Raw genomic sequence first — 24,397 nt, forward strand, 5'->3', positions numbered from 1 at the left:
TTCACCGTTGTTTCGTCCGGGATCGCGGGACCTTGGTCCCGACTGTCCCTTAGCGCTGGAAGTCAGCGTCGCGATCGTCTTCGCCGTCACCGAGCGCGAAGGCGAAGCCACCACCGCCCGCGGCCTTGAGCTGACGCTGCGGCTTGGCAACCGTCGGCTTCTTGGTGCCGCGGTCGACCGAAGCCATATGGGCCGCCTTGGCACGGAGCTGGTTGACGGCCTTGTCGATCGTCCCGCCATGCGCCTTCGACTTGTCCTGGTCGATACGGAAGAACGCGATGGTCGACTGCAGCTGCTCGGCCTGCGAAGCGAGTTCTTCCGAGGTCGAAGAGACCTGCTCGGACGCGCTGGCGTTCTGCTGGCCGACCTTGTCGAGCTGCTGGATCGCCTGGTTGATCTGCGACGAACCGACATCCTGTTCGCGGCAAGCCGAGGAGATCTCCTGCACCAGCTCCGAGGTCTTCTTGATGTCCGGCACCAGCTTGGCGAGCATTTCGCCGGCTTCCTGCGCGACCTTCACGGTCTCGCCGGACAGTTCGCCGATTTCAGTCGCCGAGGCCTGGCTGCGTTCGGCGAGCTTGCGGACTTCCGAAGCGACCACCGCGAAGCCCTTGCCGTGTTCGCCGGCGCGGGCGGCTTCGACCGCGGCGTTGAGGGCCAGAAGGTCGGTCTGGCGAGCGATCTCCTGCACGATGGTGATCTTCTCGGCGATCGTCTGCATCGCGTCGACGGCCCGGCCGACGGCGGCGCCGCTGGCTTCGGCATCCTTGGCGGACTGCGCGGCGATCTTCTCGGTCTGGCTGGCGTTCTCGGCGTTCTGCTTGATGTTCGCCGCCATCTCTTCCATCGACGAGGAAGCTTCTTCGGCCGACGACGCCTGTTCGGTCGCGCCCTGCGACAGCTGCTCGGCGCTGGCCGACAGTTCCTGGCTGCCGGCAGAGACGTTCTGGGCCGCAGTGAGCGCTTCCGACACGATCTGGCGGAGCTTCTCGACCATCTGCTCCAGCGCGATGCCCAGGGTGTCCTTCTCCGACAACCGCTTGGCTTCGATCGTGAGGTTGCCGCGGGCAATCTCGTCCGCGACGCTGGCGGTGGCATTGAGGTTGGCGGTCATCGCGTTCAGCGACTTCACCAGATCGCCGACTTCGTCGTTGCTGGAGACGTCGATCTTCTTGCTGAGATCGCCGATCGCAACGGCGTTGGCGAGCCCCACTGCCTGCGTCAGGCCGCGGCTGATGTTGATGGCGATCCAAAGCGCGGAGGCGACTGCGGCCAGCAGCGAGGCAATCACGATGCTGATCAGCAGCAGCTTGGCGTTGGCAGCGTCCGACGCCGCCTGTTCGCTCATCTCCGCCATCGCCTTCTTGACGTAGTTGACGTAGTCGGTCGCAGCCTGGATCGCGACCGCCGAGGTCGCGCGTCCTTCGGTCCCGGCGAGCGTCGCGGCGCGGATGTTGCCGCCCTCCTTGACGATGTCGGAAACGCGGCCGGCGATCTTGGCGAAGCGTTCAGACTGGCTGGTGATGGCCGACGAGGACAGGCCGACCGCCGACAGTGCCGCGACGCTCTGCTGCGCGCTCGACCGCAGACGCTCGGTAGCGTCGCCGAGCGCCTTGATGGTGGAGGACAGGTCTTCGAGGTTCGACGAGTAGAACGACAGCGCCAGATCCTTCTGGACCGCCTCACCGTCCGCGCGAATCGACAGGATCGAGATCAGCGCATTCGCGCGCTCAGCCGACACCGGCAGCTTGCGGGCTTCCGCGAGCGAGGAATCGACCGCCTCGTTCCAGTCCTTGACGACCGGCAAACCTTCGGAGGTCCAGAGCTGGGCACCGCGGTTGTTGGAATTGAGCGTGCCGAACTTAATGATCTGATCTTCGGTCGCGTTCATCTTCTCGTACGCGCCCGAAAACTTCTCGAGCATCCGCTTGCCGGTCTCGGTCGCGACCGCAGCGATCTCGTCGCGGATGCGCAGCGCATCCTTGCGATACTGCTTCACCTCCTCGGCAACCTTCTGCAGCTCTGCGTCGGTCGAGGCGATGATGATGTCGCGCTGGGCACGGGTCTGGTACAGAATGTTGTTCTGCAGTTCGCCGGCCTTGTCGATCCGCTGCGAGCGCGACACCAGGCCTTCCGAGGTCTCAGCCAGTTGCGTCAGCTTGACGTAGGCGATTCCGCCGGTGATGGCGGACAGCAGGATCACGACGCCAAAGGCGCCGGCCAGCTTTGCTTTAACAGTCAGTCTCATTTCGAGATTCCTTAGGGTCGAAGGTTTGGGTCAAACTCACGCAACAACAGATCCGAACCGGCGGCTCAGGCTGCCAGATCGTTAGAGGGGGGCTCGGCGCCGCCGGCCGACACGTCGGTGCCGGCCATCAGGCGCGCCAGATCGAAGATGATGACGAAGCGATCGCCTTTGCGACCGATGCCGGCGATGTAGTCCGACTTCCACTTGCCGCCGACGTCGGGGACCTGCTCCAGCGAGCTCTCCTCGATGTCGGTGACTTCGTAGACACAGTCGGCGACGAAGCCGACGCCGACGACGCGGCCGGCGACGGGCACGTCGAGAATGATGATGCGGGTCGCCTCGGTCGGCGGCACCGCCGGCAGATCGAGCTTCAGTCGAAGATCGAGGATCGGATAGCCGGTCCCGCGTACGTCGATCATGCCGAGCATGAATTCCGGCGCGTGCGGCAGCCGGGAGATCGGCCGCATGTCGAGGATTTCGCGAACGTTGCGGATCGCCATTCCGAACGTTTCTCCGGCGAGTCCGAGCGTCAGATATTGCGCGGTTTCGGCCATGTCTTCCTCACTTCAACGCTGGTTGGCGGCACGTACTGCCGGATGTCTGACCGAGGGCGCTCAATTCAGGATCCGTTCCATGTTCGGCACGACGACGAATTCATCGCGCCACTTGGTGATGAAGCGGATGTATTCCGGCTTCCAATGCATGCCGACGCGCGGGGTCTGCTGCACGTCGGTGCGCGAAATCTCGGTGACTTCGTAGACGCGGTCGGCACTGACGCCGACCAGCACCGCCTCGTTGTCGAGGCGGACTTCGAGCACCACGATGCGGCTGTCGGCGGTGTGGGTCTGCACCGGCATGCCGAAGCGGATGCGTAGGTCGGCGAACGGAATGACGTTGCCGCGGACGTTGATCACCCCCGGCACGAACGCCTTTGCGCCGGCGACCTTGGTGGCAGGGATCGGATCGATGATCTCGCGGACGAGGCCGGCGTCGATCGCGAACTTCTCGTCGCCGAGTCCGATCATCACCACCTGCATCGCGTCGGCATCGCCGTCGGTTGCGCTTTGAACCCGATCGTTACTCATCAGGCGGCCTCGCTGATCTGCTTTTCGGACTGGGCTTGGGCGAGGCCGACGAGTTGCACGACGTCGAGGATCAGCGCTGCCGTTCCGTCACCCAGGATGGTGGCGCCGGAGAACATCGTGACGTCGGAGTGCAGCTTCGACAGTGACTTGATGACGGTCTGGTGGTTGCCGATGATCTGATCGGCGACCAGACCGACGCGGGTCTCGCCGGTCGAAATGATGATCGTCTTCTGGTGCTGGTCCGGTTCGCCGTCCGCGTCGAAGATTTGGCGGAGGCGCAGGAACGGCACGAGATTGCCGCGGACGTTGAGGAAGTTGCGGCTGCGCGAGCGCTCGTCCTCGGCGGTGAGTTCGACGCACTCTTCGACCGCGGACAGCGGAATGATGTAGCGGCCGCTGCCGACGCGGATCAGCAGACCTTCGATGATCGCCAGCGTCAGCGGCAGGCGCAGCGTGACGGTGGTGCCGTCACCCGGGACCGTCGACAGGTCGATCGACCCGCGCATGTTCTCGATGGTGCGCTTGACGACGTCCATGCCGACGCCGCGCCCCGACAGCGCCGAAACGGTCTGCGCCGTCGAGAAGCCGGGGTGGAACAGGAACTGATGGATTTCCTGGTCGGAGGCGGTAGCCCCCGGCGCGATCAGTCCCTGCTCTTCCGCCTTGGCGCGGATGCGCGCGGTGTTCAGCCCGCCGCCATTGTCCTTCACGGTCACGAGGACCTGGGCGCCGGCATGCACGGCGGCGAGTTCGATCCGGCCCTGCTCCGGCTTACCGGCGGCGACCCGCGCGGCCGGCGCTTCGATGCCGTGATCGATCGCGTTGCGGATCAGATGGACCAGCGGATCGGCCAAGCACTCGATCATCGTCTTATCGAGTTCGGTGTCCTCACCCGAGGTGATGAATTCCACCGGCTTGCCGAGATCGCGCGACAGATCGTGCACGAGGCGGCGGAAGCGGCCGAACAGCGAGCCGATCGGCACCATACGGGCGCCCATCGTGGTGTCGCGCAGGCTCGAGGCGAGGCGTTCGATCTCTTCGGCGATCAACTTGATCGAGATGTCGTTGCCGGAGGCTGCGAGTTGGGTCAGGCGCGCCTGCGCGATCACCAGCTCGCCGACCCGATCCATCAGCTCGTCGAGCCGTTCGGCCTGAACCCGGACGGTGGCGATGCCGCGATCGTCGGCGCGGCGGGGCTCGCCGCTGCGGCGCTCCACAGCCGGCGCGGCGGGAGCGGCCGTTGCGGCCTGCGGCGCGGGCTTCGCCTCCTCCACAGCTTGCGGCGGCTCCGGCGGCAGAATGGACACGTCCGGCAGCTCGAGCATCGGCACCGGCTGCGCGGCTTCGCCTTCGAACAACGGCTCCAGCGACAGCTGCATCTCGTCCTGAACGAACATGAAGACGTCGTCGATTGCCGCCTTGTCGCAATCCGAATGCAGCGAGACGTCCCACTTCAGATAGCAATCCTCGGGCACCAGCTCGTCGAGGAACGGAATGCCGTCGGTCAGCGGCATCGCGAAGCAAGAGCCGAGCTTGCTGAGGTCGTCGAGCAGATCGAGCGGGTTGGACCCGTTACGCAGGATCTGAGAGTCGAATTCGAAGCGAAGATGCCAGCCGACCTGGCGGCGCTCCGACACCGGGGTCGGGGCCGGCGACGAAACGGGCGACGACGCCGCGGCTTCGACGGCTTCGGCGGGCGAAACGAACCGGCTGAGATCGGCGAGGATCGCGTCGCCGATGATCGCATCGGTCTCGTCCGGCGTTTCGATCAGCGCGCGGATGAAATCCTTGGCGGCCAGCGCGACCGAGACAAGATCCTGAGTTGGCTTGATCTCGCCCTTGCGGACGCGCTCGAACGCGGTCTCGAATTCGTGGGTGAAGGTGGCGACCTTGTCGAACCCGAACATCGCGCCCGAGCCCTTGATGGTGTGCAGGGCGCGAAACGCGGAGTCGACCAGTTCGCGGTCGTCGGGATTCTGGCCGAGATCGAGCAGCGCCGCTTCCAGCACCTCGAACAGCTCGGCCGCCTCTTGGCGGAAGACGGCTGCCGGATCGATCGTGGTCATGACCGCACCAGCTTGCTCACCACGGAGAGCAGTTGCTCCGGCTTGAACGGCTTGGTGATCCAGCCGGTGGCGCCGCAGCTCTTGGCCTCCTGCTTGACCGCGTCATTTGACTCGGTGGTGAGGAACACGATCGGCAGGCCGACCAGGTTGGGCTGCTTGCGAAGCGCCTTGATCAGTTCGAGGCCATTCATCACCGGCATGTTGAGGTCGGTGATGACGAGGTCGACCTTGGTGGCCTGCGCCTTCGACAGGCCCTGGGCGCCGTCGCCGGCTTCGACGACGCTGTGGCCGGCCGGCTCGAGCGTCACCTTGATCATCTGGCGGATGCTGGGGGAATCGTCGACGGTCAGGATCGTGGCCATTACGAGCCACCTTTCTTTTGCGGGAAATGCTTGTCGATTATTTCGTCGCCGGCGAAGCCGGCACGCTGAATGGTGTTGAGGAGGACCTCGGAGAGCTCTGTCAGCACCACCGGGCGGCCCTGGGCCTCTCCGGTCTTGGCGGTCGACAGCAGAAGCTGGATCGAGGTGAGATCGGCCCTGTTCACTTTTGAACAGTCGATCTCGAGCGGACCTTGGCGGCCGAGCGCTTCCTGGATCGTCTCGTGGATACTTCGGATGGAAGAGATACTACAGTCGGAAGGAAGCCGAAGCGCGGCTCCCGCTTCGGTGGGATTGAACGTCATTGCTATCCCCAGCCGCGAGACGACTCATCGTCTCTGCGATTACTTTGTCGATACAGGAAAGCGTGACGTCTAATTATTAAGATAGTGTACTACGCACCGCTAAACTGCATTCGTGCAAACCTCATGGCGACCGACGCATAGCTTCGGCCTGGAGACACGGTGAACTACGAGGCAATTCCCGATTTTAGTATTAGATCAAAAGATACGCAGGTTACGGACGCTTAGTTCGGACTTAACGGATAACTGTTAGGTTGAATTTCGACGCACGTACTGTGAGTTGCACAATATGCTCATTCAAGCACTGGTTGTTGACGACAGTCGGTCCGCGTTGGACTACTTGAAGCGGACGATCGAAGCCGACGGCCAGGTTCAGGTGATCGGCTTCACCGATCCGGTGCTGGCTCTGGCCTCCGCCCGCAATCTCGACATCGACATCGTCTTCGCCGACTATGAGATGCCGAATATGGACGGCATCAGCCTGATCCGGCGGCTGCGCTCGCTCCCCAAATTCTCCGACATTCCGATCGTGATGATCACCTCGATCGAGAGCGACGAGGTGCGGCTGCAGGCGCTGGACGCCGGCGCGACCGACTTCCTGCCGAAGCGGCCGAAGAGCCTGGAGACCCAGGTCCGGCTGCGCAATATGATCCGGCTGGGCTCTGCGGTTCGAAAGCTGAACGACCGCGCCGCGCTGCTGGCGAGCGAGGTGGCGCGCGCCACCCACGCGCTGCAGGAACGTGAAGAAGAGATCATTCTTCGGCTGGCGCTGTCGGTCGAGTATCGCGACAACGACACCGGTGATCACACCCTCAGGGTTGCAAAGTACAGCCGGATGATCGCGGAAGGATTGGGGCTACCCGAACGGCTGTGCCGCGACATCTATCTGGCCGCGCCGCTGCACGATGTCGGCAAGGTCGCCACCCCCGACCATATTCTGCTGAAGCCGGGCAAGCTGACGCCGGACGAGATCGCCGTGATGCAGACCCACACCACGATCGGCGCATCGATCCTGGCCGGCAGCCGGTGCGAACTGATTCAGCTCGCCGCCGACATCGCGGTCGGTCATCACGAGCGCTGGGACGGCAAAGGCTACCCGAACAAACTGAAGGGCGACGAAATTCCGATCGCGGCGCGGATCGTCGCGGTCGCCGACGTGTTCGACGCGCTGGCAACCGCCCGCCCATATAAAGAGGCGATGCCGCTGCCGGTGGCGCGGCAGCACCTCGAAAACGGCCGCGGCCAGCACTTCGACCCGGCGTGCGTCGACGTCTTCCTGACGCGCTGGGACGAGGTGGTGGCAATCGCCACCAAGCGGCTGAAGCTTCATCCAAGAGACGGCGCTTCGCTGCAGCCGTCACTCACCCCCGACGCGCAGGAGCCGACCATCACATTGCCGACGCCGGAAGTGACCTACACCGTAGCAACCTGACTGTTGTCCGGCGCCGCGACGTCGGACGCATCTCTTTCTTTATAGGCAGGGCGTCGCCACCAGAATCACGACCCCGGTCCAGACCGTTGTGGCGATGGCCGCCGCGGCCGATCCGATCGCGGCCTGCCGCAAGAATCTGGACGTCCGAGCGCTCGCGTCCGATGGCAACCGCACGCAATAGATCAGCAGGCCGGCCAGTACCGCCAGATGGACTAGCCAAATCGCAAGCAGCATCAGCCGCAACGGCGTGACGCCGCCGATAGCATCGTTTTGCCAGCTGAACGCACAGCCAAGCGATAGCGCCGCATACAGCAGCGTGAAGGCTGACGCCCAGATCACGAAGCCGGCGGGGATCAGCAGCAGCGGAAGCCGCGGCTTCATGATGTTGTTCGCATCAGCAGCGGCAAGCCGTACACCATCAGCACCACCGTGACGGCAATGGCGGCGGTGAAGCCTGCCCAGATCGCACCGAGCCTGAGATCGAGGCTGCGGGCCAGCGATACGAAACCGGCACGGCTCCGCCACAGGCCGAAGCCAGAAAACATCAGCCCGACCGCAGCGTGCAGGCCGGCATACAGCAGCATCACCAGGGTGACGGCCGCATAGGCGTGCCGCGTCGGATCCGGCACGGCGGATATAATGACAGCACAGCCGACCAGCCCGGCAATCTGCCCGAGGCCGGCGAACACAAGCGCGGCCTCGCGCCGGTTGGCGCGCCCAAGTATCCGCCGCGTCGTCGCCAAATGGCTGGCGACCAGTGCGACCGCGAGCCCGGCGATGACCAGCGCCGTCCCCCATAGTGACCAGGGCAATAGCTCCGGCGGCGGCCAGTTGGGGGCGACGACCCACAAGAACAGCAACCCGAACCCGAGGGACGCAAAAGCCGTGGCGTCCGCGGCGAGCGCCAACCAAAGCGCCCACAGCGCGGGTGGCGAGGCCGCCTCGCTATGCAGCACCGCAGTCTCGCCATTGCCGACCGGCAGCGGCCCGCGATCGCAGCGCCCGCCGGACGAGGGCGTCCAAAGCAGCAGCGTCGCAATCACTCCAACCAGCGCACCGACCGCCACCAGATAGAGTTTGAACAGAACTGCCAGGAAGAAGGCTCCGGTCGCGACCGCGCTGACCAACGGGAGAAAGCTACGGTTCGGCAGGCGGACAATCTGCTCGATGCGGCCCGAGATCGCGTCGACCCCGAGCGTCTCCAGCGCCTGATCACGCACGAAGCCGAGATAACCAGTGCCAGCCGCCAGCCTGGCACCCAGCTCAGGCTGCTCAGCAAGCGGGAGGCGCGACGCCACCAGCGGAAGAGACGCAAAATTGTAGCTCGGCGGCGGAGTCGCGGTCGCCCATTCCAGGGTGCCGGCGCCCCACGGGTTACGATTGCAGCGTCTGCCGTGCCGCCAATGCATCAGCACATCGACCGTGAACAGCGCAAACCCGATCGCCATGATGAAGCCGCCGATTGACGACAGCAGGTTCGGCCACTCCCATCCGGTCTCCGCGCCATAGCTGGTGACCCGGCGTGGCATGCCGAGCAGGCCGGTCCAGTGCATCACCAGAAAGGTCAGGTTGAAGCCGATCAGGATCAGCCAGAACGCAGGTGCGCCGAGGCTATGGCGCGGCACACGCCCGGTAAGGTGCGGCAGCCAATAATAGGTCGCCGCCAGGATCGGAAACACGAAGCCGCCGACCAGCACGTAGTGCAGATGCGCGACCACGAAGTGGGTGTCGTGCGCCTGCCAGTTGAACGGCACGATCGCCAGCATCACGCCGGTGAGGCCGCCGATCACGAATACCGAGAAGAAGCCGAGCAGATACAGCATCGGCAGTTTGAGCTGCGGCCGCCCCGCTGCCAGCGTGCCGAGCCAGGCGAAGATCTGCACCGCTGTTGGTACCGCCACCGCGGTGCTGGCCGAGGAGAAGAACGCCAGGGCCAGATGCGGAATCCCGACCGTGAACATGTGGTGGACCCACAGCCCGAAGCTGAGGAACGCCAGCGCCACCACGCTGACCACGATCCAGCCGTAGCCGATGATTTCCCGTCGGGCGAAGGTCGGTAGCATGGTCGACACCATGCCGGCGGCCGGCAGGAAGATAATGTAGACCTCGGGATGGCCGAACAGCCAGAACAGATGCTGCCAGAGCAGCGCATCGCCGCCGCGGGTCGGATCGAAAAACGGCAGACCGAATGCGCGCTCCAGCTCCAGCAGCACGGAGCCCAGGATCAGCGGCGGAAACCCGACCAGCATCATGAAGGCGGTGACCAGCAGATACCAGGCAAGCAGCGGCATCTTGTCGATCGACATGCCGGGCGCGCGCAGCTTCAGTATCGTGGCGATGGTCTCGATCGCCGCCGAGATTGCCGAGATCTCCACGAAGGTGACACCGATCAGCCAGATGTCGGCGTTGATGCCTGGGCTGTAGGTCTTCGATGTCAGCGGCGTGTACATGAACCAGCCGCCATCTGGCGCCAGCCCGATCGCGAGCGCGATCACCAGGATCGATCCGCCGAACAGGTAGCACCAATAGCCGTAGGCGCCGAGCCGAGGGAACGCCATGTCGCGGGCGCCGAGCAGCTTCGGCAGCAGGTAGATCGCAAATCCTTCGAACATCGGGATCGCGAATAGAAACATCATCACCGTGCCGTGCATGGTGAATATCTGGTTGTAGACGTCCGGGCCGAGAAACGCGCTGCGCGGCGTCGCCAGCTGCGCCCGGATCAGCATCGCCAGCACGCCGCCGATGCCGAAGAACACGAAGGCGGTCAGGATGAAGCGTCGGCCGACGATGTTGTGGTTCACTGCCGACAGGCGAGCCCAGCCAGGCGGCGTGCCCCACACCGCTTCGAGCTGCTTGTGCAGCCGGATCGCAGCGATCGGAGGCCGGGGCCGATGATCGATGCCGTCCGTCATCGGCGATCCCGCGGCAGTTCGGCCAAGCGGCCTTCGTAATTGTCATCGGCATGCGCCGTGACGCGGAAATCCATCGCGGTGTGGCCGCCGCCACAGAACTCGGCGCAGACGCCGTGATAGCTGCCGGGCCGATCGGCGCTGAGCCGGATGACATTGATGTGGCCGGGGATCGCGTCGATCTTGCCGCCAAGCCGCGGGATCCAGAAGCCGTGGATCACGTCGGGGCTGGTAACGTGCAGGTCGACCGGACGCCCGACCGGCAGATGCAGTTCGTTGACGGACACGCGCGTTCCGCCGGCTGTCGCCGGATAGCGGAAGGTCCACTGCCACTGCCGCGCTTCGACCTCGATCCGCATCACCTCGGCGGCACGCGGATGCGCCAGCAGCCGTTCGCCGGTCAGCAATCCGAAGCCGAGCAACGGCATCAACACCATTGCCGGCAGCACCAGGCCGCCACCCGCGAGCCACAGCTTCGGCCTGTCCGGCGCAGCGCTGCGCCGAACGAACCCCCACAGCAGCAGCACGATCACCAAACCGAACAGCACCACCGCGCCGGCGAGCATCAGCCACCACAACTGCGCGATCGCCGCCGCCGATGGACCGGCGGGGTCCAGCGTCGACAGCGGACCGCCGCATCCGGCCAGCGGCATCGTGGCGGCGGCAACGATGCAACCGGCGCGTCCTCGCCGCATTACCGAACGAAGAGGTGAGCGATGCCCAAATCCGTCGTCGAGGAGATCAGCGAATACGACACCAGTTCGGTGGTGGCGTTCGCCGGCCACCCGGTCCACGCGATGCTGGTGGCATTTCCGATCGCGCTGGTGATCTCGACCTTGGGCTGCGACGTCTTCTATTGGTGGAGCGCCGATCCGTTCTGGGCCCGAGCCGGACTGTGGGCGAGCGGCTTCGCTTTCTGGCTCGGCGCCGCGGCCAGCATCGCCGGCACCGCCGAGCTGTTGCTGGTCAAGGGCATCCGCCAGCGAACCACGAGCTGGACCCATGCAGTCGCAGGCGTCACGCTGGTGTCGATCGCCGGCGCGAATTGGGGATGGCGGTTGGTGAACGAGGACCCGGTGCTGCCGGTCGGGTTGATGATCTCGGCGCTCGGCACCGTCTTCGTCGGCCTCGCTGGATGGCACGGCGGCAAGTTGGTTTTCGATCACGGCGTCGGCCTGATGGTCTCGACCAACGACTGAAGTCCGCCGGGCTGCGTCAGCCAGGTTGGCAGGCCGTTCGGCGACAACTCGGGCTTGGCGAGGACCAGCGTCAGGATGCCGGTGATCGTCGCCAGCGTCGCAGTCGTCATGATCCAGCGCCGCCAGGCCGCGTAGTGCCCATGTGCGCCGAATAGATTGAGGATCAGGTAGCCGCTGCGAATGTGGATCACCACCAGCAGCCCGACCACGACGAGCTTCAGCATCATCCAGGCCGTGAACGCCTCGCGGAGGAACAGGAGCCAAGTGCCCGCCACCACGGCCACGAATGCCGCCGGCGACGTGATCTTGATGAACAGCGTTCGGGTCAGCCGGTGCAGTTCGGCCGCCGCGATGTCCGAAAGCCGACTGCGGTGCACGAACAGACCGGGGAGCGCCAGCAGCCCGGCGCACCACACCATCAGCGCCAGGACATGAACGACTTTCAGCCACGCGATCATCGGGCCGGTTCATGGGCGATCATCGGGCGGTCGAGCCGCCGCGCCAGCAGAACCAGCGCGACCGCAAGATAGGGCAGCGAAGCCGGCACCCACATGATCAGACCGGCAAGCTGCTGATCCTGCAGCGCCGACAGCCCCCACACCGTGGTGACGCCGAAATGCGCGTCGTACAGCGGCGTCCGCGCAAACGTGATGACCGCGCCCAGCATCCCCATCTGCACGACCGATCCTAACAGCAGCCCGAGTGTTCGTCCGATCGGCGCGACCGGCGACAGAATCACCAGCCACAGCGCCATGGCGCTGCCGAGCAGGCTGAGCTCCATCACCCAGAACACCACCGGGTCAGCTAACGCGGCCGCGTAGGGCGCCGGCGCGTGCCATAGCCACAGCAACACCATATGGAGAATGAAAACGGCGGCCGCCCCCCGCGCCAGCAGGTGCGCCAGCTTGGTTCGCCTCCACGGCAGCGCGAGCAGCGGGGCAGCTACGGCGACCAGGACAACGTGATGAGTGACGCGCGCCGAGAACAGCGCCGATGTCAGCGCGCATAGTGGCGAGACAAAAAGCACGGCCAGGAGCGCCCATCCAAGCAGGGGCGCCACGTACGCCTTACGACTCGTAGCCTGCGACGATCGAGCCACCATCCCAAGATGACCCGAGCTTCCGACCACCAGGGCAGCGATCAGCGCCGGATCAAGATTCCATCGGGCGATCAGCTCCGCAGGCAGCGGCGCCAATCCGCAATACGGCTCGATCATCGCGTCTTCCCCAGGATCGCGAGCACTGTCTTGCGAGCGGCGCCGACAGCATCGGCCAGCGCGATCGATGGCGGGCGCCGCTCAGCGGATTCGCGGGAGGCAACGTGCAGGTGCGAGGAGGGATGCTAGCGGAAGCCGGCGGCAAATCGCCACGCGCCGGGCCTGCCGTCACGACGCCCGGCGAAGCCGGGAACGTGAGGGCCGTGCTCCGATAAAGGGAAAGCGGCACTCATCGCGCGTGGATGCGCAGGCGCCAACGATCGAGCGAAAGAGTTTGGGCCGCTAGTGAGATCACAACGGCAGCAGAACTGGCCGAGCGCGTTCGTCGCGCGATCCGGCGATCACTCGCTCACGCTGGCGAGCTCGAACTTTGCAGACGTCGATCTAGGGGGAGCTCAGAATAGCCGCCTCGCTGACGCATCACCGAGGCGGGCCAAGTGCGAGCGTCAGGCCGCGAGGTCGGCCCGCAGCTGCGGCAACAATTTGGATTCCTCGACGAAATCCAGCGCGCCATTGATCTCGACCGCACACATCCGGGCGGCATCCCGGTTCACGAAGATCGCGCGGACGACGCCGCGCCGTCCGTTGTCCTTGCAGACTTCGTCGCCAAGCTTGAATTGGTTCATTCACACACTCTCCGAAAAGAGCCGGTGTTACGCATCCAGCCCGATCTCCTTCCTGGCGCGGAAAGGGTTAACGACTCGTTAACCTTAAAAAGACGCAAACGCCGACGAGCAGGCAAGCCGGCGCTTGGAGCTTGCGATGCACGAAGGGTACCGCCCGCACGGCCAAGCCGGCCGACGCAGCTATGCATCCTGGCAGGTGGAAGATGGGACTTGTCGTCCGGCTAATGGCGGAGAGGGAGGGATTCGAACCCCCGATAGGCTTGCACCTATGCCGCATTTCGAGTGCGGTGCATTCAACCACTCTGCCACCTCTCCTGGTGCCAAAGCGGGCGATTCACGCCCGGTGGTCGGGGCGTGTTCTAGGCGAGGAGCGACAGATAGACAAGGCGGGGTACGGCGGATTTCTCGCCAGAATTGATCCGAAGGCCCCCACATCGCCAACCGCACAGGACCGGCAGCCAAACCGGCTCAGGCCTTCTCCTTGCTATCCTTGTCTTTTTTACCCTTCTCCTTGTCCTTCTCTTTGTCTTTTTCCTTATCCTTCTCGCGGTCCTTCTTGGCCTTGTCCTTGTCGCGGCGGTTGGTGAAGCGGGCGTTGCCGAGGCCGGTGCCGATCGTCAGCACGCCCCAGCGCTCGAATTCCTGCATGAACGGCACTTCGCTGAGGCCCTGGGCGACGCCGTCATTGTGCATCAGGATCGCGGTGTCGTGGCTTCCGATCATCGGGATGCCTTCGAGCAGGCTGCGCGGCAGATGGAATTTGCTACTCTCCCAATTGCCCGGCAGATTCTGGGCGCCCTTCTCGATCGAACCATCGGGGTTGATCACGCCGGGACACGAGATCCCGATAAACGGCGCCAGCTTGAAGCCCTCGTCCTCGGCCTCCGAAATCAGGTCCTTGAGCATGCGGGTCAGCCGCTTCACGGCGCCTTCCCGGGTCGGCTCGTCGTCGGCGTGACGCCACAGATCGGACTTCCACACCGAGGCTTTGGACAGGTCGGGCGCCTTCTTCCAGGCGGTCTCGACCACGCCGCAGCGGATGTTGGAGCCGCCGATATCGACCGCCAGGATGCTGTCGTGGCCCTCGAAGATCCAGGACGGCGCCAGATGCAGGCACCCGAGCAGGCCCGCTTCGTCGGGGTGAAACCGGATCGGTACCAAATCGACAGCGTGGCCTTCCGCCTTGAGCAAAATGTCGGTGCGGGCGATCGCGAGCTCGCCGACCCGGCTCTGGCGAAAGCCACCGCCGACCACGATGCACTCGGTCTCGGCCCAGGCCTTGGTGCGCAGGAAGCGCTTGGTGACGTGAGCGAGCTCCTGGGCGAAATCCTCGATCGCGCTGTGAACCACCGCGGCGGCGGCGACGTCGTCGCCGGCCAGCGCTTCGTCGAGCGCGCTTTTGGCGATCTTCTTGGTGTCGCGCCGCCCGAACGGATCGTCACCGGTCTCGCGCAACGCCTTGCGCCAATCGTCGAGCAGGCGCTGAAACGCCCCCTTGGAGGCGCGGTCGCCGAGAAAGCCGTCCTCGTCCTTGATTTCGATATTGTAGCTGTCGATCTCGACTGAAGGCAGCCGGGTGGCGCCGTGTGCGGCGATGCCGGCGTTGGTGGTGGTCAGACTGTCCTCAGCCATCAAAGTACCCCCGTTCAAAACCGAACGACAACGATCCGGGAACCGGTTGGTTGCATCGCGTTCGCAACGGCTGATTCTAGCGTCCGGCCCGCGCGCAGCCGCATTTTGCCGGCTTCCGCCTTGACGGACGCGGCACGGCGGGTATAAGTCACGCACCGGCGCGGGCAGGTCTCGCGCCGATTTGTTTTGTGCGGCCAGAGGCGAAGCTTTCGCCCGGCTCAAGTCCATCCGCACCAAAGCCGCGGCGCTTCGTCGTCGCACCCCGTCATCGACTGACCAAAAAGCCGGCCCGGGTTAACCGAGGCCGGGATCGAACACGAAGGAAGAAAAAGATGTTCGCAGTCATCAAAACCGGCGGCCGGCAATACCGCGTCGTTCCGGAAGATGTGCTCGAAGTAGGCAAGCTCGACGGCGACGTCGGCAGCATTATCCAGCTCGGCGAAGTGCTCGTGCTGGGCGGCGACACCCCGGTTCTCGGCGCGCCCACCGTGGCTGGCGCTACCGTGGCGGCCGAAGTGCTGGACCACAAGCGCGGCCCGAAGGTGATCGCGTTCAAGAAGCGTCGTCGCAAGCACTCCAAGCGCAAGCGCGGCTACCGCGATGAAATCACCGTGCTGCGGATCACCGAGATCCTCGCCGACGGCAAGAAGCCTTCGGTCGGCCCCCGCGCCAAGCGCGCGAAGGCGGCCCCGGCTGCGGAAGCCGCCGAGTAAGTCGGCGCGCGCAGCAGACGTGACAAAAAAGCGGGATGATTCCGTAACGGGATTCATCTAAAAGGTATTTCGGATTTTGGAGACGAGCCATGGCTCATAAAAAGGCGGGCGGTTCCTCGCGCAACGGACGTGATTCCGCAGGCAAGCGCCTCGGCGTGAAGGCGTTTGGCGGCGAGCACGTGATTCCCGGCAACATCATTGCGCGTCAGCGCGGCACTCAGTGGCATCCCGGCCTCAACGTCGGCATGGGCACTGATCACACCTTGTTCGCCAAGGTGGAAGGCCGTGTCGAATTCCGCGCCAAAGCCAACGGCCGCACCTACGTATCGGTACTCCCGATTGCGATGCAGGCGGCCGAATAGACGGTGGACAAAAATATGTGTCCGCCGGGTCCTGTCAAACCGGCGGAGCACACCTAAGGGCTCCAGGGGAGGCGGGAAAACCGGCCTCCCCTTTTTCTTTGCGTACCTTTCACGGCGCACCTTCAGGAGCCCGCCATGTTGCAGGAGATCCCGACCACCACGCCCTCGTTGCGCGAGGCGAGACCTTGCGTCCTCGAGACCGAGCGGCTGACGCTGCGTAAACCGGTTCTCGCGGACGTCCAGGCCATCGCTTCGCTCGCCAACGATCGCCGCGTCGTCGAGATGACCCGGCGGATGCCGTTTCCCTACACGCGCGACGACGCCGCGCGCTTCGTGACCGCGCTGCCCAAGAGCAGCGACAGCGTGTTTCTGATCGAGGCCGAGGATTTCGAGCCGATCGGACTGGTCGGCGTCGACTGGAGCGACCGCGACGCCCCGGAGCTCGGTTACTGGCTCGGCGTGCAGCATTGGGGCAACGGCTACGCCACCGAAGCCGCGCGGGCGGTGATCGACTTCGCCTTCGAGGTGCACAGCGCCAAGCAGATGATCTCGGCCGCCCGTGTGATCAATCCGGCGTCGCGCAACGTGCTGGAGAAGTGCGGCTTCCAATGGACCGGCGTCGAGCTGCACCGCTTCGAGTCGATTGGATCGTCGACCCCGGTCGACTGCTTCCGCCTCACCCGCGGGGTGTGGTCGTCGCTGAAGAAGTGGGGCACCACCAAGCGGCGCTGCTGATCAGCATCTCGACACACCATCATTGAAGCGAACGGATCGGCCGGGTTGTGACCCGGCCGATGTTGTTTCGGGACAGACGTATCAAGCCGCGCCCGCGCCGTTACCCACCGCTTAACCACGGCCGGAGGACGAACCGTCAGCCTCGGTGGGAACCGAGTTCAGCGCGCGGCCCAGGCTGCGTAGGACGGACTTCCAAACAGGGAGTTCCGACATGTCCGCTCATCGCTACATCCAAGCCGTCCTCGCCCGCGACCTCGCCGAAGAAATCAAGCCGCTCGCGCCCGCGACGATCGAGAAGGTCGAACTCACCGCCGACCGCGCGGCCGAAGCCGAGCAGCACCGCGAACGGACCGAGCAGCTCAGCTTCCGCTTCGTCGATCTCGACCGCCGCTTCGGCATCTGATGTGCGAGCAGGCGCGTTCAATCGGCGCTTAACCATCGCCGGCTGATCGCGCCGCCTGCAACTTCGCGCATACGCGATCTTCATCAACCACGTGTAGTTAGGCGTCAGTTCGACCAGGGAGGTCCCGATGTCCGATTCGACCGAACAAAGCGTCGCCGTCCGCGACGTGCGTGATGAATTCCGTGCCGACCTCGACGCGTTCGAGGCGACCGAGCGCAAGCTGCTGATCGAGGAGCGCCGCGAACGCGCGCGTGTGCTCAGCGAACGATTTAACGGATTGGCACTGCGGGTCGGCGAGTAGTCAACCGCCTTCGGACGGCCGCGGCGCGCTGCGCTCGCGCCAGCCGAGATACAGCCCGGCCGCGATAATGATCGCGACGCCGGCCACCGTCGCCCGCGACGGCACGTCGCCGAACAGCAGCCAGCCGAACGCCGCGGCGAAAATGATCATCGTGTACTGATACGGCACCACGACGCTGGCTGGCGCGAGCCGCAGCGAACGGTTGACGCACAGCAGACCGACCGCCGACACCGCGCCCGAGATCGCAAACCACACCAGATCGGTCGCGGACGGCGTGATCCAGCCGGACGGCGCCAGAACGAGGCCGAGCAGCAGCGTTCCGGCGAATTGCTGCGAGGCCAGCACCATGTCGGGAGTCTGGCGCAGAAACCGCGTCAGTAGCAGCAGGCCGGCGAACAGCACGCTGGCGAGGATCGCAATCAGCGCCGGCCAGCTCATCGTCTGGGCCGACGGCTGCAGCGCGATCAGCACGCCGACAAAGCCGACGACGATCGCGATTCCGCGCGCCCGGTCGATGGTCTCACCCAGAAACAATGCAGCGCCGACCGAGACGAACAGCGACGAGGCAAGATAGAAGGTGATGACGTCGGCGAGCGGCAGATAGGCGGCCGCCAGATAGAACACCGCGACTTCGCAGGCCGCGATCACCATCCGCGCCAGTTGCACCCCCGGCCGCTCCAACCGCACAAACGCTTTGCGCTGGCGCCAGATCAGCGGCGACAGCACGAACAAGCCGGCCAGCGCCCGCAGCAACAGCAATTGCCCGACCGAATAGGTCGCCACCACCGTCTTGCCGGCCGCATCGGAGAACGAAAACGCCAGCATCGCCAGCAGCATCAGCAAAATGCCGGCGATCCGGGCGGTACGCGGGTCGGACGCGGTGGTGATTTTGGCGAACAGCCCCATATTTGGCCCGGACGGTTGTGACCGCCGCTTATCGCCCCGGGACTCGGGCTGGTGCAAGGCGGCGGAGGGTCGCTTCGACTTTCAGACCTCGGCAGCGGCGGACGGTAATCGAAGTGTTGCCGCGCCCCCGACCTTACGATACGGATGACCCATGAAATTCCTCGATGAAGCTAAGGTTTACATCCGCTCCGGCGACGGCGGGAACGGCTGCGTGGCGTTCCGCCGCGAGAAGTTCATCGAGTTCGGCGGCCCCAATGGCGGCAATGGCGGCCGCGGCGGCGACATCATCGTCGAAGCCGCCGACGGCCTGAACACGCTGATCGATTACCGCTACCAGCAGCACTTCAAGGCGCAGAAGGGCGGCAACGGCATGGGCAGCGACCGCCATGGCGCGGGCGGCAAAGACATCGTGATGAAGGTGCCGGTCGGCACACAGATCTTCGATGAGGACAAGGAAACGCTGATCCACGACTTCACCAAAGTCGGCGAGCGTTTCGTGCTGGCCAAGGGTGGCAATGGCGGCTTCGGTAACGCCCATTTCAAATCTTCGACCAACCGGGCGCCACGCCACGCCAACCCCGGCCTGCCGGGCGAAGAGCGCTGGATCTGGCTGCGGCTGAAACTGATCGCCGACGCAGGCTTGGTCGGGCTGCCGAACGCCGGCAAATCGACCTTCCTGTCCAAGGTCAGCGCCGCCAAGCCGAAGATCGCGGACTATCCGTTCACGACGCTGCATCCGCAGCTCGGGGTGGTGAACAGCGATGGCCGCGAATTCGTTCTCGCCGATATTCCCGGTCTGATCGAAGGCGCCCATGAAGGCGCCGGCCTCGGCGACCGCTTCCTCGGCCATATCGAGCGCTGCCGGGTGCTGCTGCACCTGATCGACGCCACCTGCGAACATGCCGGCAAGGCGTACAAGACGGTGCGCGGCGAACTCGAAGCTTATGCCGAGACGCTGGTCGACAAGATCGAAATCGTCGCGCTGAATAAAATCGACGCGGTCGAACCGGACGAACTCAAGAAGCAGAAGGACCGGCTGAAGCGCGCCGCCAAGAAGACACCGCTGCTGCTGTCGGGCGTGACCGGTCAGGGCGTGCCTGAGGCGCTGCGGGCTTTGGTTGCGGTGATCGGCGAAGCGCCGGTCTCGGACAAGGCGATCGGCACCGCCGATAATCCGGCCGAAGCCAAGCCGTGGGCACCGCAGGACGCCTGAATCCTCGCGTCCGGCCTCGATCGCGGCAGGTCTGCTGATCCGTTCGCACAGCTTGCGCGGCCCGTGCTGGTGCTGCAAAACGAGCCTCTTCCTGCCAGTCGCACCGCTTTGCGCACCGCGACGTTGTGATCGATATCTTCCATGGCCAGCCCCAAGCTTCACGATTTCCGCCACATCGTCGTCAAGGTCGGCTCGTCGCTGCTGATCGACTCGGTTGCCGGCGAGGTGCGGGCCGGGTGGCTGACGGCGCTCGCGGCCGACATTGCCGAGCTGCATCGTGGCGGCCGCGACGTGATGGTGGTGTCATCCGGCTCGATCGCGCTCGGGCGCAGCCGGCTGAAGCTGCCGCGTGGCCCGCTCAAGCTCGAGGAAAGTCAGGCGGCCGCTGCAGTCGGGCAAATCGAATTGGCGCGGACCTGGTCCGAGGTGCTTGGCGCCCATGGCATCGGCGCCGGCCAAATCCTGGTGACGTTTCAGGACACCGAAGAACGGCGGCGCTATCTCAACGCCCGCTCGACCATCGCCAAACTGCTGGAATGGCGCGCGGTGCCGGTGATCAACGAGAACGACACCGTCGCCACCACCGAGATCCGCTACGGCGATAACGACCGGCTCGCGGCGCGGGTCGCCACCATGGCGAGCGCTGATCTGCTGATCCTGCTGTCCGACATCGACGGGCTGTACACTGCACCGCCCGGCAGCAATCCGGACGCCACGCTGATTCCCGTGGTCGAAGCGATCACCGCCGAAATCGAGGGCATGGCGGGCGCAGCGGGCTCGGAGCTTTCGCGCGGCGGCATGCGCACCAAGATCGAAGCGGCCAAGATCGCGACCTCCGCCGGCACCCACATGCTGATTGCCTCCGGCAAGATCGATCATCCGCTCAAGGCGATCGCCGAAGGTGGCAAATGCACCTGGTTCCTGACGCCGGCCAATCCCGTGACGGCGCGAAAGCGCTGGATTGCCGGTACGCTCGAGCCGAAGGGCACGCTGACGATCGATGCCGGTGCCGTCAGCGCGCTGCGCGCCGGCAAGAGCCTGCTGCCGGCCGGCGTGATCCGGGTCGACGGCCAGTTCTCCCGCGGCGACGCCGTGATCGTGCGCGGCCCAGACACCCATGAGATCGGCCGTGGCCTCGTCGCTTACGACGCCGAGGATGCCGAGAAGATCAAGGGCCGGTCGTCGCCGGACGTGATGATGATCCTCGGGATCACCGGCCGGGCCGAGATGATCCATCGCGACGATCTTGTGGTCGGGACAGCGCCGGCCTGACGCGCAGTCCTTGGTGCCCCTGCCGCGTGTTAGCAAGCAGGGGTTTCGCGGACGCGCAGTTAGCAATGAACCGCCCAATCGCGGCAATCTCGTCGATCGCCGACAGGACCGGGATCACCCGGTTTCCCCGCAACCGGCTTGGCGTAGCGGTCTTTTCCCCCTATTTACATGACCTACCACGGATTTTTCAGGCTCAAACGCTATGACCGCCTCGCTCAAAGCCATCGACGGCAGCGCCGAACTGACGACGCTGATGACCGACTTGGGTCGGCAGGCCCGCGCTGCTGCGCGGATCCTGGCGCTGGCGCCACCGGAGCAGAAGAACCGCGCACTGGAAGCGATGGAGCGGGCTATCCGCGCCGGCGCCGACAAGATCCTGGCGGCGAACGCCGAGGATGTCGCCGATGCGAAAGCGGGCGGTACCACGTCGGCATTCTTGGACCGTTTGACGCTGACGCCTGCGCGCGTTGAAGCGATGGCCGAAGGCATCGCGGTAGTGCGTGGCATCGCCGACCCGGTCGGCACCGTGACCGAAAGCTGGCAGCGGCCGAATGGCATGACCATCGAGCGCGTCCGCGTGCCGCTCGGAGTCGTGGCGGTGATCTTCGAAAGCCGCCCCAACGTTGCGGCTGACGCCGGCGTGCTGTGCCTGAAGTCCGGCAACGCCGTGATCCTGCGTGGCGGCTCGGAGAGTTTTCGCTCGTGCCGTGCGATCCATGACTGCCTGGTGCAGGGTCTGCGCGAGGCCGGGCTGCCGGATGCGGCGATTACTTTGGTGCCGACCCGCGACAGGGCGGCGGTGGGCTTGTTGCTTTCGGGCCTCGATGGAACGGTCGACGTCATCGTGCCGCGCGGCGGCAAGAGCCTGGTGGCCCGCGTCGAAAGCGAAGCGCGGGTGCCGGTGTTCGCGCATCTGGAAGGCGTCAATCACGTCTATGTCGATCGCAGCGCTGATCTCGAGATGGCCAAGTCGATCGTGCTGAACGCCAAGATGCGCCGCACGGGCGTCTGCGGTGCAGCCGAAACGCTACTGATCGATCGCGCGGCCGCTGCGACGCATCTCGCCCCGCTGGTGACGATGCTGATCGACTCGGGGTGCGAAGTGCGCGGCGATCAGGCCGTGCAACAGGTCGATCCCCGGGTAAAGCCGGCGAGCGATGAGGATTGGGATACTGAGTATCTCGACGCAGTCATCGCCGCCAAGCTGGTCGATGGTGTCGACGCGGCGATCGCACATATTCACGACCACGGATCGCATCACACCGATGCGATCGTCGCCGAGGATGCGCAAGCGGCGCAGAAGTTTCTCAGCGAAGTCGATTCCGCGATCGTGCTGCACAACGCATCGACGCAGTTCGCCGACGGCGGTGAGTTCGGCTTTGGCGCCGAGATCGGAATCGCCACCGGCAAATTCCACGCCCGCGGCCCGGTCGGTGCCGAACAGCTGACGACGTTCAAGTATCGCATCCATGGCAGCGGACAGACCCGGCCGTGATGCAGCCGTGCCGCCGAGGCTGAGGTGACGACGGACCTCGCCGCAGCCCGCCGCGCGATTCCGCCGTTTACGCCGGGAATGCGGATCGGCCTGCTCGGCGGCTCGTTCAATCCGCCGCATCTGGCCCATCGCGCGATCAGTCAGTTCGCGCTCAAACGGCTGAAGCTCGATCGGGTGTGGTGGCTGGTATCACCGGGCAATCCGCTGAAAGATATCTCCAGCCTGCGCGAAATCGACGCCCGGGTTGCCGCGGCTCAGGCGATCGCGGATGATCCGCGCATCCAGGTCAGTCGTCTCGAAGCCGTCATCGGCACCCGCTACACTGCAGACACTCTCCGCTATCTGCGCCGGCATTGTCCTGGCGCTCGCTTCGTCTGGATCATGGGCGCCGACAATCTGGCTCAGTTCCATCGCTGGCAGCAGTGGCAGCAGATCGCGGCCGAGGTCCCGATCGCTGTGATCGACCGTCCCCCCACGAGCCTCCGCGCGCTCGCGGCTCCCGCCGCGCAGCGTCTGATGCGAATGCGAATTCCTGCTAACGAAGCGGCGACCCTGGCCGATCGCCAGCCGCCCGCCTGGGTGTTTCTCACCGGGCTGAAATCGCCGGTGTCGTCGACCGCTTTGCGGAACCCTGACGGAAGCTGGAAGACATGATGGTCGCGTTCGCTGGACTCTCGGCGCGGCGCTCCCCACATCGGATGTGTGACTTTTGCGAGACGGCGCGGCGGCGTTTACGGCTCCTGCAAGGCGGCCTGGATTCCACTTTGCTGGAAATTGCTTTAGAATGGCCTGTGGGCGCCGGGAGTCGGCGCCCACGATACAGTGAAAGGAAAGGTCCCTGACCACTTCTGTATTGTCTACGTCGGCTTTGCCGAAATCGGTCGCGGCAAAGGCTTCGCGGTCCGCGTCAACCAGGACTGCGCCAGTACCGACCCCTGAGGCGATCGCGCCGGATGCATCGCAGTTCAAGGCTGCGCCGGATGCGGAAGCGACGCTGCAACTGATCCTCTCCCGCCTCGACGACATGAAGGCGGAGGAGACGGTGACCATCGACCTCCGCGGCAAATCAGCGATGTTCGACTACGTGGTCGTCACCACCGGACGGGTGAACCGTCACGTTGGCGCGATCGCCGAGAACGTCGTCAAGGCCCTGAAGCAGGCCGGCATCGCCGCGCCGCACGTCGAAGGCTTGCCGAACTGCGATTGGGTGCTGATCGACGCCGGCGACGTCGTGTTGCACGTCTTCCGTCCCGAAGTCCGCGAGTTCTACAACCTCGAACGGTTGTGGACCCAAGGTCCGGCGCCGGCGAAGACGCTGTAGTCATCGTAGTCCGTGTGGCGTCGGCGCGGCTGATGACGCGTGTCTGACGGATGAGTAGCGCGGCTCTCGCGCAAAGGGCGCGTGAGCCGATGCGACTATTGATTCTGGCTGTCGGGAAGCTGAAACAGGGGCCGGAGCGCGAGCTCGCCGAGCGTTATCGTGCGCGGTTTGACGACCTCGGCCGCAAGCTCGGCTTCCGCGGCCTCGATGTCCATGAAATTGCCGAAAGCCGCGCCCGCGAGGCGCCGGCCCGGATGGCGGAAGAAGCCGCCGCGATTATCGCTCAGGTACCGGATGGCGCTGTGTTGGTCACGCTTGACGAGCGTGGCCAGAGCCTCGGCAGCACCGCCTTCGCCGCTCAGCTCGGCCGCTGGCGGGACGAGCAGGTGCCCGGTACTATTTTCGTGATCGGCGGAGCAGACGGACTTTTGCCTGAATTGCGGCGCAAGGCAAAGTTGAGCATGTCGTTCGGGGGGCGACATGGCCGCACCAAATGGTTCGCGTGATGCTGCTGGAGCAGATCTATCGGGCCGCGACGATTTTGGCGGGACATCCTTACCATCGTGCGTAACCAACGCCGT

26 protein-coding genes, 1 tRNA gene and 1 pseudogene are annotated in these 24,397 nt (G+C 65.0%); 13 read left to right on the forward strand and 15 right to left on the reverse strand.

Annotation, left to right across the window (positions count from 1 at the left end):
- Positions 1 to 49 precede the first annotated feature (49 nt).
- The 6 genes from LRC39_RS00690 to LRC39_RS00715 all read right to left on the reverse strand — a co-directional run bounded on the left by LRC39_RS00690 (position 50) and on the right by LRC39_RS00715 (position 6,084).
- Positions 50 to 2,248 (reverse strand): HAMP domain-containing methyl-accepting chemotaxis protein, encoded by a 2,199-nt coding sequence (locus LRC39_RS00690; RefSeq protein WP_346296032.1) that lies wholly within the window; start codon positions 2,246 to 2,248, stop codon positions 50 to 52.
- Positions 2,249 to 2,313: 65 nt separating this feature from the next.
- On the reverse strand, positions 2,314 to 2,802 hold the full coding sequence (locus tag LRC39_RS00695) for a chemotaxis protein CheW (RefSeq protein ID WP_264075052.1): 489 nt from the start codon (positions 2,800 to 2,802) through the stop codon (positions 2,314 to 2,316).
- A 60-nt stretch (positions 2,803 to 2,862) separates the two neighbouring features.
- On the reverse strand, positions 2,863 to 3,333 hold the full coding sequence (locus LRC39_RS00700; protein ID WP_107342395.1) for a chemotaxis protein CheW: 471 nt from the start codon (positions 3,331 to 3,333) through the stop codon (positions 2,863 to 2,865).
- Positions 3,333 to 5,399 (reverse strand): chemotaxis protein CheA, encoded by a 2,067-nt coding sequence (locus LRC39_RS00705; protein ID WP_346296033.1) that lies wholly within the window; start codon positions 5,397 to 5,399, stop codon positions 3,333 to 3,335. Before LRC39_RS00705 ends, LRC39_RS00700 begins: the two co-directional genes overlap by 1 nt.
- Complete coding sequence (locus LRC39_RS00710) at positions 5,396 to 5,761, reverse strand: response regulator (protein WP_011155711.1); 366 nt, start codon at positions 5,759 to 5,761, stop codon at positions 5,396 to 5,398. The genes LRC39_RS00705 and LRC39_RS00710 overlap by 4 nt, the downstream gene beginning before the upstream one ends.
- Entirely contained in the window at positions 5,761 to 6,084 is a 324-nt protein-coding gene (locus LRC39_RS00715) for an STAS domain-containing protein (RefSeq protein ID WP_164638505.1), read from the reverse strand. Before LRC39_RS00715 ends, LRC39_RS00710 begins: the two co-directional genes overlap by 1 nt.
- A gap of 286 nt (positions 6,085 to 6,370) precedes the next feature.
- Here LRC39_RS00715 and LRC39_RS00720 point away from each other — a divergent pair, with 286 nt between their 5' ends.
- Entirely contained in the window at positions 6,371 to 7,513 is a 1,143-nt protein-coding gene (locus LRC39_RS00720; protein ID WP_263990127.1) for an HD domain-containing phosphohydrolase, read from the forward strand.
- 39 nt (positions 7,514 to 7,552) lie between these two features.
- Here the strand turns inward: LRC39_RS00720 and LRC39_RS00725 are convergent, their stop codons facing one another.
- Genes LRC39_RS00725 through coxB form a run of 3 tightly spaced genes read right to left on the reverse strand, consistent with a single transcriptional unit; the run spans position 7,553 to position 11,117 of the window.
- Positions 7,553 to 7,894 (reverse strand): hypothetical protein, encoded by a 342-nt coding sequence (locus LRC39_RS00725; RefSeq protein ID WP_346296034.1) that lies wholly within the window; start codon positions 7,892 to 7,894, stop codon positions 7,553 to 7,555.
- Positions 7,891 to 10,425 carry a cytochrome c oxidase subunit I gene (gene ctaD / locus LRC39_RS00730; protein WP_346296035.1) on the reverse strand — a complete coding sequence of 845 codons (2,535 nt, stop codon included), beginning with the start codon at positions 10,423 to 10,425 and terminating at the stop codon, positions 7,891 to 7,893. The genes LRC39_RS00725 and ctaD overlap by 4 nt, the downstream gene beginning before the upstream one ends.
- Positions 10,422 to 11,117, reverse strand: coding sequence for a cytochrome c oxidase subunit II (gene coxB, locus LRC39_RS00735; protein ID WP_346296036.1), 696 nt, complete (start codon positions 11,115 to 11,117; stop codon positions 10,422 to 10,424). Before coxB ends, ctaD begins: the two co-directional genes overlap by 4 nt.
- A 21-nt stretch (positions 11,118 to 11,138) precedes the next feature.
- Here coxB and LRC39_RS00740 point away from each other — a divergent pair, with 21 nt between their 5' ends.
- Positions 11,139 to 11,621, forward strand: a complete 483-nt coding sequence (locus LRC39_RS00740; protein ID WP_346296037.1) for a DUF2231 domain-containing protein — start codon at positions 11,139 to 11,141, stop codon at positions 11,619 to 11,621.
- Here LRC39_RS00740 and LRC39_RS00745 read toward each other — a convergent pair.
- From LRC39_RS00745 to LRC39_RS00765, 5 genes are all read right to left on the reverse strand, one after another.
- Positions 11,585 to 12,079, reverse strand: a complete 495-nt coding sequence (locus tag LRC39_RS00745) for a CopD family protein (RefSeq protein WP_107353768.1) — start codon at positions 12,077 to 12,079, stop codon at positions 11,585 to 11,587. The genes LRC39_RS00740 and LRC39_RS00745 overlap by 37 nt on opposite strands.
- Positions 12,076 to 12,837: a cytochrome c oxidase assembly protein gene (locus LRC39_RS00750; protein ID WP_346296038.1), complete on the reverse strand. Its 762-nt coding sequence runs from the start codon at positions 12,835 to 12,837 to the stop codon at positions 12,076 to 12,078. The genes LRC39_RS00745 and LRC39_RS00750 overlap by 4 nt, the downstream gene beginning before the upstream one ends.
- A 446-nt stretch (positions 12,838 to 13,283) precedes the next feature.
- Positions 13,284 to 13,463, reverse strand: coding sequence for a hypothetical protein (locus tag LRC39_RS00755; RefSeq protein WP_107342404.1), 180 nt, complete (start codon positions 13,461 to 13,463; stop codon positions 13,284 to 13,286).
- Between the two features lie 225 nt (positions 13,464 to 13,688).
- Positions 13,689 to 13,778, reverse strand: a tRNA-Ser gene (locus tag LRC39_RS00760).
- A gap of 153 nt (positions 13,779 to 13,931) precedes the next feature.
- Entirely contained in the window at positions 13,932 to 15,095 is a 1,164-nt protein-coding gene (locus tag LRC39_RS00765) for an ROK family protein (RefSeq protein WP_164638472.1), read from the reverse strand.
- 332 nt (positions 15,096 to 15,427) lie between these two features.
- Between LRC39_RS00765 and rplU the strand changes: the two genes are divergently transcribed.
- From rplU to LRC39_RS00790, 5 genes are all read left to right on the forward strand, one after another.
- Entirely contained in the window at positions 15,428 to 15,808 is a 381-nt protein-coding gene (gene rplU, locus LRC39_RS00770; RefSeq protein WP_107353781.1) for a 50S ribosomal protein L21, read from the forward strand.
- Positions 15,809 to 15,897: 89 nt separating this feature from the next.
- On the forward strand, positions 15,898 to 16,170 hold the full coding sequence (gene rpmA, locus LRC39_RS00775) for a 50S ribosomal protein L27 (protein WP_011155727.1): 273 nt from the start codon (positions 15,898 to 15,900) through the stop codon (positions 16,168 to 16,170).
- A 135-nt stretch (positions 16,171 to 16,305) separates the two neighbouring features.
- A complete protein-coding gene (locus LRC39_RS00780; RefSeq protein ID WP_346296039.1) occupies positions 16,306 to 16,905 on the forward strand; it encodes a GNAT family N-acetyltransferase in 600 nt (199 codons plus the stop codon).
- 211 nt (positions 16,906 to 17,116) lie between these two features.
- Positions 17,117 to 17,308, forward strand: coding sequence for a hypothetical protein (locus tag LRC39_RS00785; RefSeq protein WP_346296040.1), 192 nt, complete (start codon positions 17,117 to 17,119; stop codon positions 17,306 to 17,308).
- Between the two features lie 127 nt (positions 17,309 to 17,435).
- The gene (locus tag LRC39_RS00790; RefSeq protein ID WP_263990146.1) at positions 17,436 to 17,609 is read left to right on the forward strand and encodes a hypothetical protein; all 174 of its coding nucleotides are present in this window, start codon (positions 17,436 to 17,438) and stop codon (positions 17,607 to 17,609) included.
- Here the strand turns inward: LRC39_RS00790 and LRC39_RS00795 are convergent, their stop codons facing one another.
- Positions 17,610 to 18,515, reverse strand: coding sequence for a DMT family transporter (locus LRC39_RS00795; RefSeq protein WP_264053854.1), 906 nt, complete (start codon positions 18,513 to 18,515; stop codon positions 17,610 to 17,612).
- Positions 18,516 to 18,666: 151 nt separating this feature from the next.
- Here LRC39_RS00795 and obgE point away from each other — a divergent pair, with 151 nt between their 5' ends.
- The 6 genes and pseudogenes from obgE (at position 18,667) to rlmH (ending at position 24,387) form a co-directional block, all read left to right on the forward strand.
- Positions 18,667 to 19,728 (forward strand): GTPase ObgE, encoded by a 1,062-nt coding sequence (gene obgE / locus LRC39_RS00800; RefSeq protein ID WP_011155730.1) that lies wholly within the window; start codon positions 18,667 to 18,669, stop codon positions 19,726 to 19,728.
- Between the two features lie 141 nt (positions 19,729 to 19,869).
- On the forward strand, positions 19,870 to 21,000 hold the full coding sequence (gene proB / locus LRC39_RS00805) for a glutamate 5-kinase (protein WP_107346368.1): 1,131 nt from the start codon (positions 19,870 to 19,872) through the stop codon (positions 20,998 to 21,000).
- A gap of 202 nt (positions 21,001 to 21,202) precedes the next feature.
- Complete coding sequence (locus LRC39_RS00810; RefSeq protein ID WP_346296041.1) at positions 21,203 to 22,495, forward strand: glutamate-5-semialdehyde dehydrogenase; 1,293 nt, start codon at positions 21,203 to 21,205, stop codon at positions 22,493 to 22,495.
- Between the two features lie 24 nt (positions 22,496 to 22,519).
- Positions 22,520 to 23,149 carry a nicotinate-nucleotide adenylyltransferase gene (locus LRC39_RS00815; protein ID WP_346296042.1) on the forward strand — a complete coding sequence of 210 codons (630 nt, stop codon included), beginning with the start codon at positions 22,520 to 22,522 and terminating at the stop codon, positions 23,147 to 23,149.
- Between the two features lie 289 nt (positions 23,150 to 23,438).
- Complete coding sequence (rsfS, locus tag LRC39_RS00820) at positions 23,439 to 23,816, forward strand: ribosome silencing factor (RefSeq protein ID WP_107346369.1); 378 nt, start codon at positions 23,439 to 23,441, stop codon at positions 23,814 to 23,816.
- Positions 23,817 to 23,905: 89 nt separating this feature from the next.
- Positions 23,906 to 24,387: pseudogene (gene rlmH, locus LRC39_RS00825) on the forward strand (23S rRNA (pseudouridine(1915)-N(3))-methyltransferase RlmH).
- Positions 24,388 to 24,397 lie beyond the last annotated feature (10 nt).

It is taken from the genome of Rhodopseudomonas sp. P1 (assembly GCF_039642825.1).
Classification (GTDB): Bacteria; Pseudomonadota; Alphaproteobacteria; order Rhizobiales; family Xanthobacteraceae; genus Rhodopseudomonas; species Rhodopseudomonas palustris_H.

Coding starts and splice junctions, on each gene's coding strand:
- LRC39_RS00720 (WP_263990127.1), top strand. CDS start 6,371: ATGCTCATTCAAGCACTGGTTGTTGACGACAGTCGGTCCGCGTTGGAC.
- obgE (WP_011155730.1), top strand. CDS start 18,667: ATGAAATTCCTCGATGAAGCTAAGGTTTACATCCGCTCCGGCGACGGC.
- rplU (WP_107353781.1), top strand. CDS start 15,428: ATGTTCGCAGTCATCAAAACCGGCGGCCGGCAATACCGCGTCGTTCCG.
- LRC39_RS00745 (WP_107353768.1), bottom strand. CDS start 12,079: ATGATCGCGTGGCTGAAAGTCGTTCATGTCCTGGCGCTGATGGTGTGG.
- LRC39_RS00715 (WP_164638505.1), bottom strand. CDS start 6,084: ATGACGTTCAATCCCACCGAAGCGGGAGCCGCGCTTCGGCTTCCTTCC.
- coxB (WP_346296036.1), bottom strand. CDS start 11,117: ATGCGGCGAGGACGCGCCGGTTGCATCGTTGCCGCCGCCACGATGCCG.
- LRC39_RS00785 (WP_346296040.1), top strand. CDS start 17,117: ATGTCCGCTCATCGCTACATCCAAGCCGTCCTCGCCCGCGACCTCGCC.
- LRC39_RS00700 (WP_107342395.1), bottom strand. CDS start 3,333: ATGAGTAACGATCGGGTTCAAAGCGCAACCGACGGCGATGCCGACGCG.
- LRC39_RS00710 (WP_011155711.1), bottom strand. CDS start 5,761: ATGGCCACGATCCTGACCGTCGACGATTCCCCCAGCATCCGCCAGATG.
- LRC39_RS00810 (WP_346296041.1), top strand. CDS start 21,203: ATGACCGCCTCGCTCAAAGCCATCGACGGCAGCGCCGAACTGACGACG.
- LRC39_RS00790 (WP_263990146.1), top strand. CDS start 17,436: ATGTCCGATTCGACCGAACAAAGCGTCGCCGTCCGCGACGTGCGTGAT.
- LRC39_RS00705 (WP_346296033.1), bottom strand. CDS start 5,399: ATGACCACGATCGATCCGGCAGCCGTCTTCCGCCAAGAGGCGGCCGAG.
- proB (WP_107346368.1), top strand. CDS start 19,870: ATGGCCAGCCCCAAGCTTCACGATTTCCGCCACATCGTCGTCAAGGTC.
- LRC39_RS00740 (WP_346296037.1), top strand. CDS start 11,139: ATGCCCAAATCCGTCGTCGAGGAGATCAGCGAATACGACACCAGTTCG.
- LRC39_RS00795 (WP_264053854.1), bottom strand. CDS start 18,515: ATGGGGCTGTTCGCCAAAATCACCACCGCGTCCGACCCGCGTACCGCC.
- LRC39_RS00690 (WP_346296032.1), bottom strand. CDS start 2,248: ATGAGACTGACTGTTAAAGCAAAGCTGGCCGGCGCCTTTGGCGTCGTG.
- LRC39_RS00765 (WP_164638472.1), bottom strand. CDS start 15,095: ATGGCTGAGGACAGTCTGACCACCACCAACGCCGGCATCGCCGCACAC.
- LRC39_RS00750 (WP_346296038.1), bottom strand. CDS start 12,837: ATGATCGAGCCGTATTGCGGATTGGCGCCGCTGCCTGCGGAGCTGATC.
- ctaD (WP_346296035.1), bottom strand. CDS start 10,425: ATGACGGACGGCATCGATCATCGGCCCCGGCCTCCGATCGCTGCGATC.
- rpmA (WP_011155727.1), top strand. CDS start 15,898: ATGGCTCATAAAAAGGCGGGCGGTTCCTCGCGCAACGGACGTGATTCC.
- LRC39_RS00780 (WP_346296039.1), top strand. CDS start 16,306: ATGTTGCAGGAGATCCCGACCACCACGCCCTCGTTGCGCGAGGCGAGA.
- LRC39_RS00695 (WP_264075052.1), bottom strand. CDS start 2,802: ATGGCCGAAACCGCGCAATATCTGACGCTCGGACTCGCCGGAGAAACG.
- LRC39_RS00755 (WP_107342404.1), bottom strand. CDS start 13,463: ATGAACCAATTCAAGCTTGGCGACGAAGTCTGCAAGGACAACGGACGG.
- LRC39_RS00725 (WP_346296034.1), bottom strand. CDS start 7,894: ATGAAGCCGCGGCTTCCGCTGCTGCTGATCCCCGCCGGCTTCGTGATC.